At 53.5% G+C, this 15,604-nt stretch carries 8 protein-coding genes; 4 read left to right on the forward strand and 4 right to left on the reverse strand.

The annotated features are described in order from the left end of the window. Window positions 1-330: 330 nt before the first annotated feature. Window positions 331-1,548, forward strand: a complete 1,218-nt coding sequence (locus P1X16_RS29600; RefSeq protein ID WP_277236378.1) for a replication initiation protein — start codon at window positions 331-333, stop codon at window positions 1,546-1,548. A 211-nt stretch (window positions 1,549-1,759) separates the two neighbouring features. Here P1X16_RS29600 and P1X16_RS29605 read toward each other — a convergent pair whose 3' ends face one another. Together P1X16_RS29605 and P1X16_RS29610 are read right to left on the reverse strand one after the other, a co-directional pair. Beyond that, window positions 1,760-4,099: a DPP IV N-terminal domain-containing protein gene (locus P1X16_RS29605; RefSeq protein WP_277236379.1), complete on the reverse strand. Its 2,340-nt coding sequence runs from the start codon at window positions 4,097-4,099 to the stop codon at window positions 1,760-1,762. Between the two features lie 213 nt (window positions 4,100-4,312). Further along, on the reverse strand, window positions 4,313-5,053 hold the full coding sequence (locus P1X16_RS29610; RefSeq protein WP_277236380.1) for a DUF2625 domain-containing protein: 741 nt from the start codon (window positions 5,051-5,053) through the stop codon (window positions 4,313-4,315). A gap of 540 nt (window positions 5,054-5,593) precedes the next feature. Between P1X16_RS29610 and P1X16_RS29615 the strand changes: the two genes are divergently transcribed. Then, on the forward strand, window positions 5,594-6,007 hold the full coding sequence (locus P1X16_RS29615) for a DoxX family protein (protein WP_277236381.1): 414 nt from the start codon (window positions 5,594-5,596) through the stop codon (window positions 6,005-6,007). A gap of 169 nt (window positions 6,008-6,176) precedes the next feature. Here P1X16_RS29615 and P1X16_RS29620 read toward each other — a convergent pair whose 3' ends face one another. Beyond that, complete coding sequence (locus P1X16_RS29620) at window positions 6,177-6,500, reverse strand: hypothetical protein (protein ID WP_277236382.1); 324 nt, start codon at window positions 6,498-6,500, stop codon at window positions 6,177-6,179. A gap of 670 nt (window positions 6,501-7,170) precedes the next feature. Here P1X16_RS29620 and P1X16_RS29625 point away from each other — a divergent pair. After that, window positions 7,171-8,508, forward strand: coding sequence for a carboxylesterase family protein (locus P1X16_RS29625; RefSeq protein WP_277236383.1), 1,338 nt, complete (start codon window positions 7,171-7,173; stop codon window positions 8,506-8,508). A 157-nt stretch (window positions 8,509-8,665) separates the two neighbouring features. Here the strand turns inward: P1X16_RS29625 and P1X16_RS29630 are convergent, their stop codons facing one another. Continuing rightward, window positions 8,666-13,585 carry an Ig-like domain-containing protein gene (locus P1X16_RS29630; protein WP_277236384.1) on the reverse strand — a complete coding sequence of 1,640 codons (4,920 nt, stop codon included), beginning with the start codon at window positions 13,583-13,585 and terminating at the stop codon, window positions 8,666-8,668. Window positions 13,586-14,733: 1,148 nt separating this feature from the next. Between P1X16_RS29630 and P1X16_RS29635 the strand changes: the two genes are divergently transcribed. After that, window positions 14,734-15,594 (forward strand): DUF5672 family protein, encoded by an 861-nt coding sequence (locus P1X16_RS29635; RefSeq protein WP_277236385.1) that lies wholly within the window; start codon window positions 14,734-14,736, stop codon window positions 15,592-15,594. Window positions 15,595-15,604: the final 10 nt, after the last annotated feature.

Here is a 15,604-nt window from a genome sequence, read left to right on the forward strand (position 1 = left end):
AAAAAGCAACCCTTAACCGGTTGTTCTTTTTATTAGTTAACCTATTACTACCTATTATAGGCGCCGTATATCACTGAAAATTAGTTTATTAAGGTGTGTTTTGGGAACAAAAAGCACGAAGGAAGGGAACAAAAAGCACGAAACGAACCTGCTTTTGGGAACAAAAAGCACGAAGGAAGGGAACAAAAAGCACGAATAGGGCGGAACAAAAAGCACGAATAGGGAACAAAAAGCACGAATAGGGAATATCAACAAGAAAAGGGAACATATTCTGTTACTTGTTTCCCAGCGTTTAATTGTTGACTTTAGGCTCGTCAAACAGCGTCCCCGATGCAAGGCAGTCTATTCCCTGATACTCCCACCCCAAGTAAGCTGCTGGTACAGCGCAACGACTTGGTCAATGCGCGCTTTGGTTTTACAACCCTAGAAATGCGGTTGTTTATGGCCATGCTCTCGCGTATCCGTCGCGAGGACACCGAGTTTCACGAAGTGCTCATTCCAGTGCGAGAAATCATTGCGCTTTCTGGCCGTCGGCCCTCACGCAATGACTACGACCAGCTCGAGCGAATGTGCGACAAAATCACTTCGAAGAAGCTGACTATTCGCACAGCGTTGCCACCGCGTCGCCGCAAGCGCCGTGGGGGAGACGATGATATGGGGGATTTCGAGAAAATTCCGCTCATGGCTTATGCCAGCTACAGCAGCGACCATTGCGCGCTGAAGGTTCGCTTCAACGACTACGTTCGTGACCACCTTCTGCAGCTCAACGAAGGCAATTTCACCCAGGTAGAATTGATTCAGCTGCTCAAGCTTAAATCCTCGCATTCGTTTCGAATTTACTGGCTGCTCAAGCAGCGCGGCGAGTATGGAGAGCGTACCTTCGGCGTGGAAGAGCTTAAATCTTTGCTCGGCTTGGAGGAGGATTATCCGAAGTTTTCGATGTTTCGAATCCGCGTTTTGAAAGTAGCGCAGCGGGAATTAGCCCAAACCAACCTAGCTTTTGAATTCGAAGAACGGACTCTACCGGGCATGAGTGGAGTGCAGGAAATTCGGTTTGTGTTCACCAAGCTGAAAGGCAAGAACAGCTTACCTGAGCCTGGAGGGGCCGAGACGCCAAAGTGGATGGAAGCACTGCGAGCCATCGAAATCAGTGAGGCTAGTATTCTAGCCATCGGGCAACGTATTGAGCTTGGGCATTTCGACCCAGACTACGTCCTCTTCGTTATCAGTGAACTAAAGAAGCGCAAGGAAGCCGGCAAAATTTCCACCCTGGCTGGCTACGTAGTAGATGCCATCAAGAACGACTACAAGCTACCTGAGTACCTAGTGCGCTTGCAGAAACGCCAGGCCGTGCGGCTTCCTCGGGAAAAGAAGACGGAACCGATAATCTACTTTATGGCAGATGTACGCGCTGGCTACGAGGTAGCGGTGAAGCGCGGCCAGACTAGCGAGCCATTTGAAGACTATTTAGACCGTGTGTATCTGTCACAGGGCTTCGAGCTAGAGAAAAATCGCTTAGGAATCGAAGCTGTCGTTAAGCGCGACTAGCGTTAGTGCGCTCTGGCTCTTCGTAGCGCAGACCTAGCAGCCTTTTTTTCTGTTTTGGCTTTAAACGTACTGAGAGATACTTTGAAAGGCCATTTTGCCACCGTATCAATTCAACCAAGAATAACCCTTACTTCCACTTAAAAGAGAGGGGAAGATCTGAGCCGGAAACCAACTCAAATCTTCCCCTCTTTTGTTTTTACTGTTTTCGCAGCTACTCGTTGCGCGGTTCGGGCATAGAATTCATCTGGTAGTCCTGGGGTGGTTCTAAGCCGGCTAGGTGGCGCACGAAGTAATCCCAGCGGCGGCGGGTCATGTAGGGCGAATAGGGGCCGTAGCCATGGACAGCGTTGGGCAGTACCACTAAGTCGAAACTTTTATTGGCTTTGATAAGGGCTTCAACTACCAACATGGTATTGTAGGGCGGCACGTTGTTGTCCATCAGGCCATGAGCCAGCATGAGCTTGCCTTTCAGGTTTTTGGCTAATGGTGGGTTAGCTTGGCTGTCGTAATTGGACGTACCGTCGGCCTGGGTTGTAAGCAACCCTATGTACCGCTCGCCCCAATCGTCTTCGTAGTTGCGGCTGTCGTGGTTGCCCGATTCGGAGATGCCGACCTTGAAGAAATCAGGGTAACGGAACATAGCTGCCGCGGCCGCAAAGCCGCCACCCGAGTGCCCCCAGATACCGGCCCGGTTGAGGTCGATATAAGGAAAACGCTGGGCGAGCTGCCGCATCCCGGCCATTTGGTCGCCTAGGGTGTTTTCAGCCATATTGCCGTAGCAGGCATCATGGAAGCTTTTGGAGCGAAGTGGGTTGCAGCTGCCTTCCAGAACCACCACCACAAACCCAAGTTCAGCCAGCGCCTGATGGTCGCTTCGTGCCGACCGGAACGACCAACTGCCTACGCTACCGCCCTGCGGACCAGGGTAGATATAGTTGATAACTGGGTACTTGCGGGTTGGATTCAACTTGGTGGGCGTGAACATGAGCCCGTAAAGGTCGGTTTGCCCATCCTGGGCCTTGACGGTAACGGGTGTGGGCGCCTCCCAGCCGGTGGCAGTTAGCCGCGAAACATCGGCTTTCTCTAGCGACGAAACGAGCTTGCCATCAAGCGTCCGCAGCACACTGACGGGCGGCACGTTAGGTTGCGAGTAGCTGTCAAGGAAGTAGCGGCCCGAAGGAGAGAAAGTAAGCTGATGGTCGCCGGCTTCCGGCGTGAGCAGCGTGAGGCCTTTGCCGTCAAACCCGATGCGGTAGAGGTAGCTGAAGTAAGGGTTGCCCGGTTCTCGGCCACCAGCCAGGAAATACAGTTGCCTCCGCTTTTCATCGATTTGCACTAGTTGCGTTACCACCCAGTTGCCCTTGGTAATCTGGTGCTTGAGCTTGCCCGTGGTGGCGTCGTAAAGATAGAGGTGCCCCCAGTTGTCGCGCTCGGAGTACCAGATAACTTCTTTGCTTTGGGGTAGATAGTGCCAGTTAATGGTACCTTGGCCCGACTCGTACTGCGTGGCAACGGTTTCACCGAAAACTTCTCGAATGGTACCGGTGGCAGCGTCGGCTACGCGGAACTTCTCTTGCTTATGGTCGCGCGAAGTGGAAACAAACGCCAACTGGCGGCCGTCGGGGCTCCAATCTACGTCGTCGAAACCAGTGCCTCCGCAATTAATATCGTCGCAGAGGGTGCCCCGCCGCGGATCAGGCGCCATCTGCAGGCGCACTACCTTGGCCGGATTCACTTCCACGATTACTCGCTCGATGGTGATGATGTTTTGGTCGCCAGCCAACGGATATTTCCACGACTTAAGGGTCGGCTTACCCACATTGGTAGTGACCAAGTACATGTCGCTCACCGCGCGCTGGTCCTGCTTGAAGGTGGCAATTTTGCGCGAGTCAGGCGACCAAAGCAAGATGGGCCGGTCGCTCGTAGTCCAGCCAGCGTTGTCGGTAGCGTAGCCGAAATCCTTGACACCATCGGTGGTAAGTGCGGTTTGCTGGTTGGTTTTGGTGTCGCGCACCCACAAGTTGTAGTCGTGAATGTAAACCGCTAGTCGCCCATCGGGGGAGACGATTTCATTGGCTTCGTTCGAACTAGTGCTGCCATCTGAGGCAGTGCTGGCGGCAGGGCGGCATTGGTTGCTACGACGGTCGTACTCCCAGCTTTTACCGGCCGCCGAAAACAGAATCCGCTGCTCATTGTCTGAAAAAGTGAATGTGCGAAACGGCAGTTTAGTGGCCGAGTAGCTTTTGCCGCTGGCCGCGGACAGCGCAGCAGCCAGGCGGGCGTGGTCGAAAACGGGCGTTTTGGTTTTGCGAGCCGGGTCAACGAGTACAAATTCACTGCCTTGCGCAGTTTGCACCCGGTACCAGAATCGGTCGTTGGCCAGCCAGTTGGGTTGCTCGATACTGTGATCTACCAGCGGTTGGGTGTTATAGCTCATGAAGCGCTCCGCCCGGGCATAGTCTTGCGCAGTGAGGGCGGGCAACTGTTGGGCCGGGGCAATAAGGGGTGCTGATAAAGCCAGCACCATGAGGGCACGGAAAAAGTTGGTCATAGGCGTTGAAACAAGCAGGGGCAACAATCTACGACGAAAACTTCTACACCAATTGCTATTCGAGCAAGAGTTCGGTCATGTTGAAATGCCCCACTTCTTGCTCAATATCCGCTAGTAGTAGCTTACTAGCTGTAGCGGTAGTGGAGCAGCTCGTTGCTCCTATTGTCCAGCAAGACATAGCCTTCTCCACCGAGCTAGAAGCCTGACAGCAAACTAGGGCGCAACGTCTAATTGCCGCTGCATGTCCTGACCAAAGATCCATAGCTCGGCAATCGGGACGACTCCTCGTTGGTCCTTGCTGATGTTCTTTCCTTCTTTGGTAAACAGGAACGGATAGCAAGCTAAGCCTTGCGTACCAGTTAGAGTGCTTATTTCTTGCTCCCAGCCCTTCCAGCGTAACTTCTTATAATAGCCCTGGAGGTCTCCCGAAAAGCAGAAGACTAGAAACTCCGAGTAGGTTTTATTGGTGGGTTCCCAGCGCAGGTTGTCAGGGGCAAAATAAAAAACTTTGCCTAACGATTCTGAACCGAAAGCGCCACCGTTGAGGGCATAGAAGCCACCGAGCACATCGTCTGCAACCAGCAACAGACCTGCCGCCTTGCCTTGGTTCCATCCCATCAGCGTGCGGTTCAGCGCTGTACTTCCCGAGCCAAGAATCCGTAGCCAACCTCCGTCGACCAACAAGCCACCAGTTTCATAGATAATGGCTCCCATGGGCGAGCGTGTGGTGACCTGAGCTGCTAAGAGAGTACTGTCTGCGCGAGCAGGGGTTTTAGGTAAAACCTGCACTTTGTTTTTAGCTTCCCGCAACCACTCGGTCACAAGGACCCATCCAGGCTCTTCACGGTTAATCAGCTCTGCTAAAGGGCGAGTGGCAGGAGCTTGAGCGTGCACCGCCGGACTAATGAATAAGATAACACCGAGATAGAACCAGTAATTGAAGCGTGAAAACATGTTATGAACTGATGAAATAAGATAAAAACAGGAAACGCAAGTTACTTGACTAGACTTATTTCTACCTAATATGATATGGACAAGAGGTAGTATTGATTCTTATAGCAGATGGTTCGTCTGGAACAGCTAATTGTTGGTATTTAATGAAATCCGAAACTTCTGCCGTTCTGTAGCAGACGGTCGAACACCTATTTATAAATAGTGAAAGGCCCACTATTCGAATTCCCTAACCAATGACTTCTAATAGTCTTGTAGTTCTTGGCGGCTGTGTAGCATTTGTCACGGTCAAGAAGTAGAGATTTTACTCTTTCGCTAGCTGCTCCTTCTATCGTTTTAGCATGCCTTCTACTCAGATAGCATTCTCTACTACTTGGGTGGGAGGTGTTGTCGCATATGCCCCCGTAATTCGGCGCAATTCCTCCTTATATCAGTCTGGCTGCTCTACTACTTTTGCTAACAAGGTTGGCAATTGCTGGCTAGGTATATTAGTCTATAGCCTGCTTTGGAAACCGCATTTTATCACTTTTAAGCGTTTTAGTCATGCGTCCCAAAACAACTAACATTCTTTACTGGATAGCTACCGTGCTGTTTGCAGCGGCCATGCTGTTTTCTGGTATCATGGGTATGCAGCCAACCGCTGACAACCAAGCGGTTATGCAGCAGCTAGGATATCCTATGTACTTAGGTACCATCTTAGGTGTTGCCAAAATTCTTGGGGCCGGAGCCTTGGTACTGCCAGTAGGTCGCACGCTCAAGGAATGGGCCTACGCAGGTTTTGTTATCGACTTGCTGGGCGCTGCGGCATCATGGGCTTTTTCGGGTGCTTCACTAGGTGCGGTATTGGCACCAGGTTTGTTCCTGCTTGTCTTGCTGGCTTCGTATTACTTGTGGAGAAAACGCTTAATCCAGGCGGCACCACAGGATACCTATGGCTCCTTGGCTGCCACCAATTAAAGCTGCGTTACCCCTTGCGGCAACTTAATCCTACAGCAACGATGGGAACTAGGGACGCAAGGGGCAACAGGTGGCACTATAGCCTTACTAAGCAACTACACACTTTGTAGCGCGGTTAGGGGCCGGGCTGGTTATGCCCTTGCGCAACTAACATTGGCAGCTTTAGGACCTAGTGTTCGTGCTCGGCGGCGTTGCTTAAGGTGGTATTAATGGAAGCGAGCAGTGATTCGTGCAGGCTTTTCCATTCTGAAAGCGGTACTTCCACCGTGGGGGCAAGCAAAAAATGCTCTTGTTCCAGCAAGCTTAAGTGATGAAGCAACTGGACGCGTTGGGGAAACGAGAGATTGTCGGGGTAAAGCTCCTGCAAGCACTTAATGGTGGAAGACAGCATTTCGCGAAGGGCTTGCTTGTCGGCCGTGGTGTACGAGGTGTTACTTTGTTGTTGAAGGCTCCGTTGCGTCAACCGAAGTTGGTCAAGTAGTGTGCTTTTCATTAAGGCGTTTAGAGTAATAAGTTGATTTCCCACCCCTGCAAAAGCATAGAGAGCTAGGAGGCTACATCTTACCTAGCGGACTAGAGCTTATTGGTTAAGATAGTGTTGATGGCCGTTTGGAATGCCTTGTACACTTCTTAGGCGAAGTAAACAGGTCACGCAACGACTTTCTGTTGGCCACTGAAGGATGGGCACTGTTCAAATGGTGAAGGTGCTCTAGCCTGTAGCGTAGCTGGTCAACAAGTAGCAGATCAGACATGAAGTCGGGTGTAAAAAATGGAAATCAAGTTCGGTGGGCAAGTCATACCTAGAGTGAAAAATAACAATTAAATATATTAAATATTTAAGGTTTAAAACCGGCTAACAAGTTTGCATTCAGGTTTGAAAGCTAATCGGTATCTACCAGAACGGAGGAGCTGAATGAAGTGTATTTGAGAAGCCAAGCTGTTAAGTCGGTTGCCTTCTCATCCGTCTGCTAGCTGCTGCTTACCACTGTTTTGACACTAGTAGAGGCTTTATAAGAAATCGATAGGCCTTTACTATGCCGGCTAGGCAACACGGGGAAGACGGTACTCACCATAAGCTATTCGGCTACACTACTCGTATGCAAACAACCCTAGCTGCTTTTATGGGCTCTAGGGGTCGTGTCCAGAGTCAACTTTCGCTCTTAATGCCTTCTTCTACTCCTCAGTTTCTTGCTCCCGCAGGCACCATTATTGGGCGGCGCGATGGCGCTCTGGTGCGCGCTACAGGCATCCGGTACGCACGTGCAACGCGGTTTCAGCCGCCGGTTGCCGAACCGGCCGCGGCGGCGCCTATTCTTGCCACTGCTCCTGCCCCGGCCTGCCCGCAAGTAGCAGACCCAAGGTTGGACCAGGTCCTGGGTGATTTGTTTGAAGAACTGACTTTCAGCGAAGACTGTCTTCGGCTTTCGCTGACGCTGCCTGCTGAGCGTACCCCCGGCGAGCAACTACCCGTGATTGTGTGGGTGCACGGGGGCTCGTATGTGAGCGGCGCCGGCGACTTGCCTATTTATGACCCTGCGGCGCTGGTTTCCGAGCAACGAGTGGTGTTTGTAGCAGTAACTTACCGGCTCGGGCTGCTAGGTTTCCTTGGCAGCGAAGGGGGCATACAACCAAACTTAGGGCTGCTAGACTTGCTGGAGGCTTTGCGCTGGGTGCAGCGCAACATCGCCGCCTTTGGGGGTGATGCCTCTCTGGTTACCTTGTTTGGGCAGTCCGCCGGGGCCGACGCCATTGCGCACCTGATGGTGGCAGACGGGGCCAAAGGGCTGTTTCGCCGCGTTATCTTGCATAGTGCTCCGCTAGGACTGGCAGCTAACCGCCACGCCATGAACCGAGCCATGGTAGCGGCAGCAGGTGCATTCCACCCCGATGCACCTATCGATGAGGTGCTGGCCCGGGAAAGTACCGTGCAAAAAGCGGCGCGCAAGTTTGGGTTGAAGGGAGGAATGCCTTTCGGGACGCAGTACGGGGCCTACCCCTTGCCTGCCGAGGCAGACTTAGAGCAGGCTTGGGAAGCAGTGGCCACCAACGTGGACGTGCTAGTTGGCGCCACGGCAGAAGAAACTCGCTTCTTTGCCGTTATTGACCCAAAGTTCAATTGGATACCCCGCATCCCGTTCCTAGGCCCGCGCTTTTCCCGATTGCTAACCAAAGTAAGTTCGCACAAAATTTACTTAGACCCAGCTAAGGCGTTTGCCCGCCGGCACGCCCGGGCGGGCGGCCGCGCCTACCATTTCCTGGTGGTGTATCATCCGCTCGGCAGCCAATTTGGGGCCGCTCACACCATCGATTTGCCGCTTTTGCTCGGCCAGCCGGCGCGTTGGGTAGCTACGCCGTTGCTGGGTCGCGCCGCGTGGGATGATGTTCACGCAGCTGGGCAGCACGTACGCCGCTTGTGGATGGATTTTGCCCGCACCGGCATGCTACCCGCACACGTTGAGCTGCCCGGCGTGCTGCACATAGAACAGGTGCTTGCGCGTTGAACGTAGACACATCAAACATGGCCTAAACAGTAGCTGCCACCCTATACAGGATGGCAGCTACTGTTTGGCTTTTAGCGTCTGCTCTTCCAGCTAACTGAAAGAGGGATAGTGCGTTAATCGAATTACGAGTTGCCGAGGATGGATTTTGGCAGCTACATTACTGCAGAACGAGCTTGAGATAATGTACACCGGTAGCTGTGGTGAGGCGGGCTACGTAGAGGCCGGGTGCAACCCGAGCGGCTTGCCATTGCGCTTGCACCGGCTGCCCGGCCAAGGCCTGACCTGCTTTCAAGTGCTGGACGAGGCGGCCGTTGGTATCGTAAATTGCAAGTTGGTAAGCTTCCGAATGCGCCAACGTAAACTCCAGGGTGGTACTGCCCGTGAACGGATTGGGGTAGCTGCTTACCGTTTGACCGAATAAAGCTGCCTTGCTGGATGTAGCTAGTACTGCAGCCGTCTGCGCTTCTTTGCTAGCACTGGCGCCGGCTGGCTCTTGCCCGTACACGCGCTGTCCTTGCACATAAACCGTGACATGGTCGTTTTCAGCCAGGGGGCCAGCGGCCCGGTAAGAGAAGTCGTTTGCTTGATTGAAGGCCGACCAGTCAGCCTTTGCGAGGCGGAACTGCACGTTGCCAGTGTTGCTCAGCGAGGCCAGATTGCCCGAAGCAGCCGCGAAGTGCAGCTCGGCGTAGGACTGCGTGCCGGCTTGGCCGAACGTAACGCTCACGTTGTTGCTGCCGAGCTGCGCGTAATCCACGAAAGCTTTCATGGCCTGCGTTCCTTCGGGGCTAAACCAGTACCGCACGGTTAGGTCTTGGTAAGCTACTGGTTGGTTGCCCACGTTGCGCAGTTGCAGAGTCGTGCTGATGGTATTGCTGTTGGCATTCCGTTCGCGGTTTTCCGTCCACACTTGCAGGCGGCGTTCAGCAGGCACAGATGCTGGCTCGGTGCCGCCAATCAGCACTCCGTTGCGGTAGACCGTGATGCGCTCATTTTTCAGATACGCACTGTTGGCAGTATAGGAGTAGTCGTTCGCCTCATCGAAGCTGGTCTGCGTCTGCTTGTAGATGCGCGACTGAATGGGTCCTGAAGTGCTACCCGCCGCCAAGCTGCCAGTGGCGGCCGAGAAACTGTATTCCACGTAGCCGGATGCTCCCTGACGAGGATCGGTGAGTTGCACGTAGCGCGCTTGCACGCCGCTAGTACCGAGCTGCGCCCAGTCGATAACTGCTTGAACGGGCGCGTAATCCTCAACCGTGAGCCAGTAGCGGACTGTGAGCTGCTGATACGGAATGGCGGCCGCGCTTTCATTGCGTAGCTGCAAATTAGGCTTGAGCGTGTTGTTGGTAGGCTGACGGTCTGCATCCTGGTGCAGTACTGCAACGGAAGCCTGCACGGTTACGGCCACAGCCGCCGATGTAGTAGTTAGTCCGCCGTTGTCGGTAGCCTTAGCCGTGAGCGAGTAAGCGCCCAGGGGCGCATTGCTCCAGGTGAAGCTGTACGGAGCCGCGGTAGCCGTACCCAGCAGGGTAGTGCCGTTGAAAAATTCCACTTTGCTGATTGTGCCATCCGTGTCGGCAGCCGAGGCCGTGAGGGTAATCGTGCCAGGTGCCGCGAAGCTGGCTCCAGCTGCTGGCGAAGTCAGACTGACGGTGGGAGGTACGTTGGCTACTACGCCGCAAGCTTCGCCAACGGTGTAGCTGTGCGGCGTGGCCGAGGAGTTGCGCTCCGGCCCACCGGCCCCCACCTGGTACGTGAAGTAGATGCTGAGCGTAGCGCCGCTAACTTGGTTTGGAAGTGTGAACGTGAAATCACCAGCGCTATTCTTAGTCATACCGTAACCCGCATTGTTGGCATAGAAAATAGCGAGGTTGCCACCAGCTACGGTGCCCAGCGGATGGAACGTAATGGCTACGTTGGTGCCCGTAGTTACGGCTTTCCAGCTGTAGTCACCATTCGCTACAGTGCCGCAATAGCCACCCGTGTCGCCACCGGGCGTAGAGCCGGTTACGGTTACGGAAACAGCGGTTGAGGTGGTCGTCAGGCCTAAGTTGTCGGTGGCTTTGGCGGTGAGGGAGTACGTGCCGGCTGCTGCATTAGTCCATGTAAAACTATAGGGCGTATTGGTAGCAGAACCAAGCAGCGTGGCGCCATTGTAGAACTCCACTTTACTGATGCTACCATCCGCATCGGCAGCACTGGCAGTGAGCGTGATAGTGGCCGGCGCCGTAAACGTTGCGGAAGGAGCAGGGGAAGTGAGACTAACCGTGGGCGCCGTGTTGGCGGGCGTATTGGTGCAGGTGGTCCCAACGGTGTAGCTGTGCGGCGTGGCCGAAGAGTTGCGTTCGGGGCCGTTGGTGCCTACTTGGTACGTGAAGTAGAAGCTTAGATTGGTGCCGCTAGCCTGATTGGGCACCGTGTACGTGAAGTCTCCGGCCGTGTTTTTCGTCATGGTATAGCCCGCATTGCCCACGTAGAGAATGGCTAAGTTGCCGCCCACTACGCTGCCTAGGGGGTGGAACGTGAAGGCAACGCTGGAGCCCGTAGTAGCAGCCGCGTAGCTATAGTCGCCGCTAGCAGCTGTGCCGCAGTACGTTACCGGCGGCACGCTAACAGGTTGAGCGTTGTAGTAAATGTTGTCGATGTAAAAATCGGCGGTGGCGCTGGCTACGTCGCCGGCAAACATAAAGGCTTGGTCTAGTGTGGTTAGGTCCAAGTTGGCAAAGGCTTGGAACGGAATTACTACCTCGTGCCACTGTCCATCCCGGACCAACCCGTATTGCGTTGCGCCGGCGGCAAATTCCACCCAGCTTTCCCCGCGGCCCGTCTTAATACCTACCTTGAAATGGCCCGTGTAAGAGGTTTTAAAGTGAAATTTCAGGGAGCCTTTATTGAAGGCCGCTACGTTTTTCACGTCGTTATCAATGCCAAAGCCAAACCAGTTGCCGGCTGCGGCGCGCAAGGCCAGCACCTCCGAACCCTCGAACGGTACCGGGGTGGGGGAGGTGATGTTGGCTAGGTTGTTCCAGAGGTACAGATTGGCGTCTTGCCCAAAAAGCAGCTTGCTGGCAATCTGCGCGTTATCAGTATAGACACCAAAATCGGGGCCGGCAATGGTATTGTCTTTCACCGTCACGGTCACGGGCGCCGAGGTGGTGCTGACCTTGGCATTGTCGGTAACCTTGGCGGTCAGCGTGTAGGTGCCGGTTGTTACGCCGCTCCAAGTATAGGAGTAGGGTGCTGTCAAATCGGTGCCAAGCAGCGTAGCGCCGTTGTAGAATTCCACCTTGTAGACGGAACCATCGGTATCGGAAGCCGCTGCCTGCAACGTAACCGTAGCCGGCGTGGTAAAGCTGCTGCTAGCAGTAGGCGAAGTCCAACTTACACTCGGTGCCACGTTGTTGGGCGCCGCCACAAACACAGTGGCTGGCGCGGAAGTAGTCACGACGCCTTGGTTGTCGGTGGCCTTGGCCGTAAGCGTATAAACGCCGGGGGCTACGTTGTTCCAAGTGAAGCTGTAGGGTGCTGTCGTGGCTGTGCCAAGCAAGGTGAAGCCGTTGTAGAATTCCACCTTGGTCACGGAGCCATTGGCGTCGGCGGCGTTGGCGGTGAGCGTGATAGTGGCTGGCGTCGTAATCAGGGCCTCGTTAGCGGGAGCCGTCAAACTGACGGTTGGGGCCGGGTTGGAAGCTACTCCGCCACTGTAGTAGATGTTGTCGAAGTAGAAGTCGGCGGTGGAACTAGCCACGTCGCCGGCAAACATAAAGGTTTGATTGACGGACGTTAAGTCGCCGTTGTTGAACGCCGACAGCGGAATCACCACTTCGTGCCATTCGCCGTCGCGCACCAAACCGTAGCGGGAAGTGCCGGTCGCAAACTCCACCCAGCTTTCACTAGCGCCCGATTTAAGGCCAACTTTAAACTGCCCGGTATAGGTAGTTTTGAAATGAAACTTCAACGAGCCGTTGTTGAAGGCTGACAAGTTCTTGATCTGATTGTCTACACCCAAGCCAAACCAGTTGCCGGCTGCGGCGCGCAAAGCCAGCACCTCCGAGCCCTCGAACGGCACTGGGGTAGGAGAGGTGATGTTGGTCAGGTTGTTCCAGATATAGAGGTTAGCATCCTGCCCATATGCCAGCTTGTTGGTGATGGCCGGATTCTCGGTGTAAATGCCAAAGTCGCCGGCAATGGTGTTGTTGGTGCCCAGATACAGCTCGTCGCCCGGGCTTTGGTAGAGTCGGACGTAATCAACCAGCATCTGACCTGGCAGGGGCGCCGTGATGCCACTGGCCGAGTAAATGCCCGTGTACTGGCCTCCAACAGCCAAGTTGAATAGGATGTACTGCGCTTTGTGAAACTCTTCTAAATCGGCGGCCGCGCCTTTAGAAATATCAATGGCATAGTACTGAGCGCCATCAATAAACATGCGAATAGCCTGGCTGTCCCACGTCATTTTGTAGACGTGGTAGTCCGTGGATAGGTCCGTGGGGCTGTCGTAGTGGGTACTGTAGGACGCGTGAGAACCAGCGTTTTGCCAGTGCGTGGCACCGCCAACCCGCCGGTTGGTTAAGTTGACCGCTACTGCATCGGCCGAGCCCATTTCCATGATGTCGGTTTCCCCGCTGGCGGGCCACGTGCCGGTAGCGCCTAGCAGCCAGAAAGCCGGCCACAAACCGTTTCTCAGGTCGGGCACTTTGATGCGAGCTTCCAGTGTGCCATATTTGAACTGCACCCGGCCAAGCGTCTTGAGACGCGCCGAGGTAAACGGCTTGCCTTGGTAGTCTTCGCGGCGGGCCTCGATAACTAGGTTGCCGTTGTTGATGCGGGCGTTTTCGGGGCGGTTTGTGTAAGATTCCAGTTCACTATTGCCCCAGCCGCACACACCTTGTGCGCAACCGTCGCCGAGGTCGTAGGTCCAGGTGTTGGGATTGATGGTAGGGCCATCGAAGTTTTCTTCCCATACCAACTGTTGCTGGGCGCGGGCAGGTAGTAGGGTGGCCACAAGCAGCCCAAGCAGCAAAAAGAGCTTGGTTCTGCTCGTAAAAAAGTGGGCACAGAAGTACAAGTGTTGTTTCATGAAAGTGGGAATTGGATGGATATAGGAGCAAGCCACCAACGGGTCGGGGTGGGTAATGCAAGTATTACTTAACCAAGAGCGACAGCGCGCCAATTGCTTGCTGCCTTATGGGGCCGTGACCAGCTCACACATCCTCGCTCAGGTTGAAGCTAGGTTGACAGCAGTGCCCGAAAGCAAAGAAATTGATGCTGTTGCCGCTGAATATATTCAGCATTCAAGCGAAAATGCAAAGGTCGAAAAACCGTCATGCTGCACTTGTAGCCAGTTTTGTACACTTACTGCACACGTGCCAGGCAGCTTTTATCGCCTAGGAAAGTGAACTACGCCAAGAAGCCTTGCACTAGGCTTATGGATAAAAAACAATGAAAAAATATCAATTTTTTGCTGCGTCTAACGTATCGTCAGCATCAACTCGGTAGGTTGACACGAGTACCAAAGGTCTAGTAAGTTTCAACTACAATAAGCGATGTTGACAACCGCTTGGTCTGAATCGGAATAGATGCCGAAGCACCTGTTGACTGTTTGCCGGTGTCGTGGATAGGACAGCTAGGAGGTAAGTCAATTAATTCAGCCGCTGCTTAGTAGGATGCACAATGTACCCTCCGAACTATAGAATATCCGGCCCCACTAGCTAGTGCAAAATCTCACGCAGCCTTCCGCTCGAAGTGAAGCTTTAGAAATACTATGTGCTGCTACTTCTCTAATTCGTACCCAAGTCAAAAGGAAAATTTTGCAGCGCTGCACGCAGCTTCATATTCCGAACATTCAACTATATCTACTTTTATGGGTATGCCTCCGCTTTTATTTTGCATCATATTAAACTCAACTGCCGAAAAACAATCCTAGCTGAGCAGCCTCTAGAAGTACCTCTATTCCAAGCTGAACACTATGTCATTTATTCAGGCTTGAACTTTAAGTTTACTCGGCAAGAAGTCTTTACAGTTTGACTCGTGTAATTAGCTGAAACCTTTTTGGCACAAAGCCTATATGTAGCGGCATAAGGCACCTCGTCGGGGTACTATGCTCGAAATGTGCTACTATATCCTTTATATTTATAAAAAATATCTTATTACCTATCATCCAGTTTATTTTAACAACTGCTCCTCGTCCTCTCACAACCACACTTTTCTCCTTTAATCACTAGTAATTTGGAAGCTGTTATTCCGGCAGACGACGATGGTACTCGCCTTGGCGAAACAGGTGCCTTCTCCCAAGCGGTAGCCAAGCAACGGTCACCTTATCTGGTAACGGTCGTTATTCCCATCCACAAGGAAGAGCCGTCGGAGCTAGAAAAGATTTCTCTGGCGCAGACCTTGGCGGTCTTGCACAAGTACCACATCACCTTTATGGCCCCTACCTGGCTTGACACAAGCTGGTACGAGGCCTACTGCGAGGGCAAAGCACAAGTTTTCTTTGAGCGATTCGAGTGGCGCGGCTGGCAGGCTTTTGCCGAGCTCATGATTGCCCCGGTATTCTACCACCGCTTCTTGGCCTACGACTACATGCTGATTTGCCACCTCGATGCCTTCGTCTTCCGCGACGAGCTCGAGGAATGGTGTGCCCGCGGCCACGACTACATTGGGGCTGTCATCTACAACGAAGGCTATATCCGGCCTAAAACACTGTTTCGCGGCCTTATCGGTTACAATAGCCCAAGCTATGTGGGAGCTGGTGGCTTCTGTCTGAAGAAAACAAGTACGTTCTACCGCGTCACCTCCAAGCACAGGCGTTACATCGATTTTTTCCTCTGGCTCAACAAGAAGCGCAAGCGCATCTTCCTCGACGACTTATTTGTCTCGCTGCACTTTCCCAAACTCGAGGCCAATTTCAGCATTCCGCCCAACGAAGTAGCCGAGCGTTTCGGAGCCGACTACAACAACTGGGAAGAAGACAAGCTGCCGTTTTCTAACCAAGACAACAGCACCCTGCCCTTCGGCGTGCACGCCTGGATTCAGTACAACCCTGAGTTTTGGAAGCCTTGCATCCGTCGCTACGGCCATGTGCTATAAGTGCTAGTTC

This window comes from Hymenobacter sp. YC55 (genome assembly GCF_029433095.1).
Lineage (GTDB): Bacteria > Bacteroidota > Bacteroidia > Cytophagales > Hymenobacteraceae > Hymenobacter.

Bases quoted from the DNA above. Each gene is read 5' to 3' on its own strand.
- P1X16_RS29600 (WP_277236378.1), top strand. From the start codon at position 331: ATGCAAGGCAGTCTATTCCCTGATACTCCCACCCCAAGTAAGCTGCTG.
- P1X16_RS29605 (WP_277236379.1), bottom strand. From the start codon at position 4,099: ATGACCAACTTTTTCCGTGCCCTCATGGTGCTGGCTTTATCAGCACCC.
- P1X16_RS29610 (WP_277236380.1), bottom strand. From the start codon at position 5,053: ATGTTTTCACGCTTCAATTACTGGTTCTATCTCGGTGTTATCTTATTC.
- P1X16_RS29615 (WP_277236381.1), top strand. From the start codon at position 5,594: ATGCGTCCCAAAACAACTAACATTCTTTACTGGATAGCTACCGTGCTG.
- P1X16_RS29620 (WP_277236382.1), bottom strand. From the start codon at position 6,500: ATGAAAAGCACACTACTTGACCAACTTCGGTTGACGCAACGGAGCCTT.
- P1X16_RS29625 (WP_277236383.1), top strand. From the start codon at position 7,171: ATGCCTTCTTCTACTCCTCAGTTTCTTGCTCCCGCAGGCACCATTATT.
- P1X16_RS29630 (WP_277236384.1), bottom strand. From the start codon at position 13,585: ATGAAACAACACTTGTACTTCTGTGCCCACTTTTTTACGAGCAGAACC.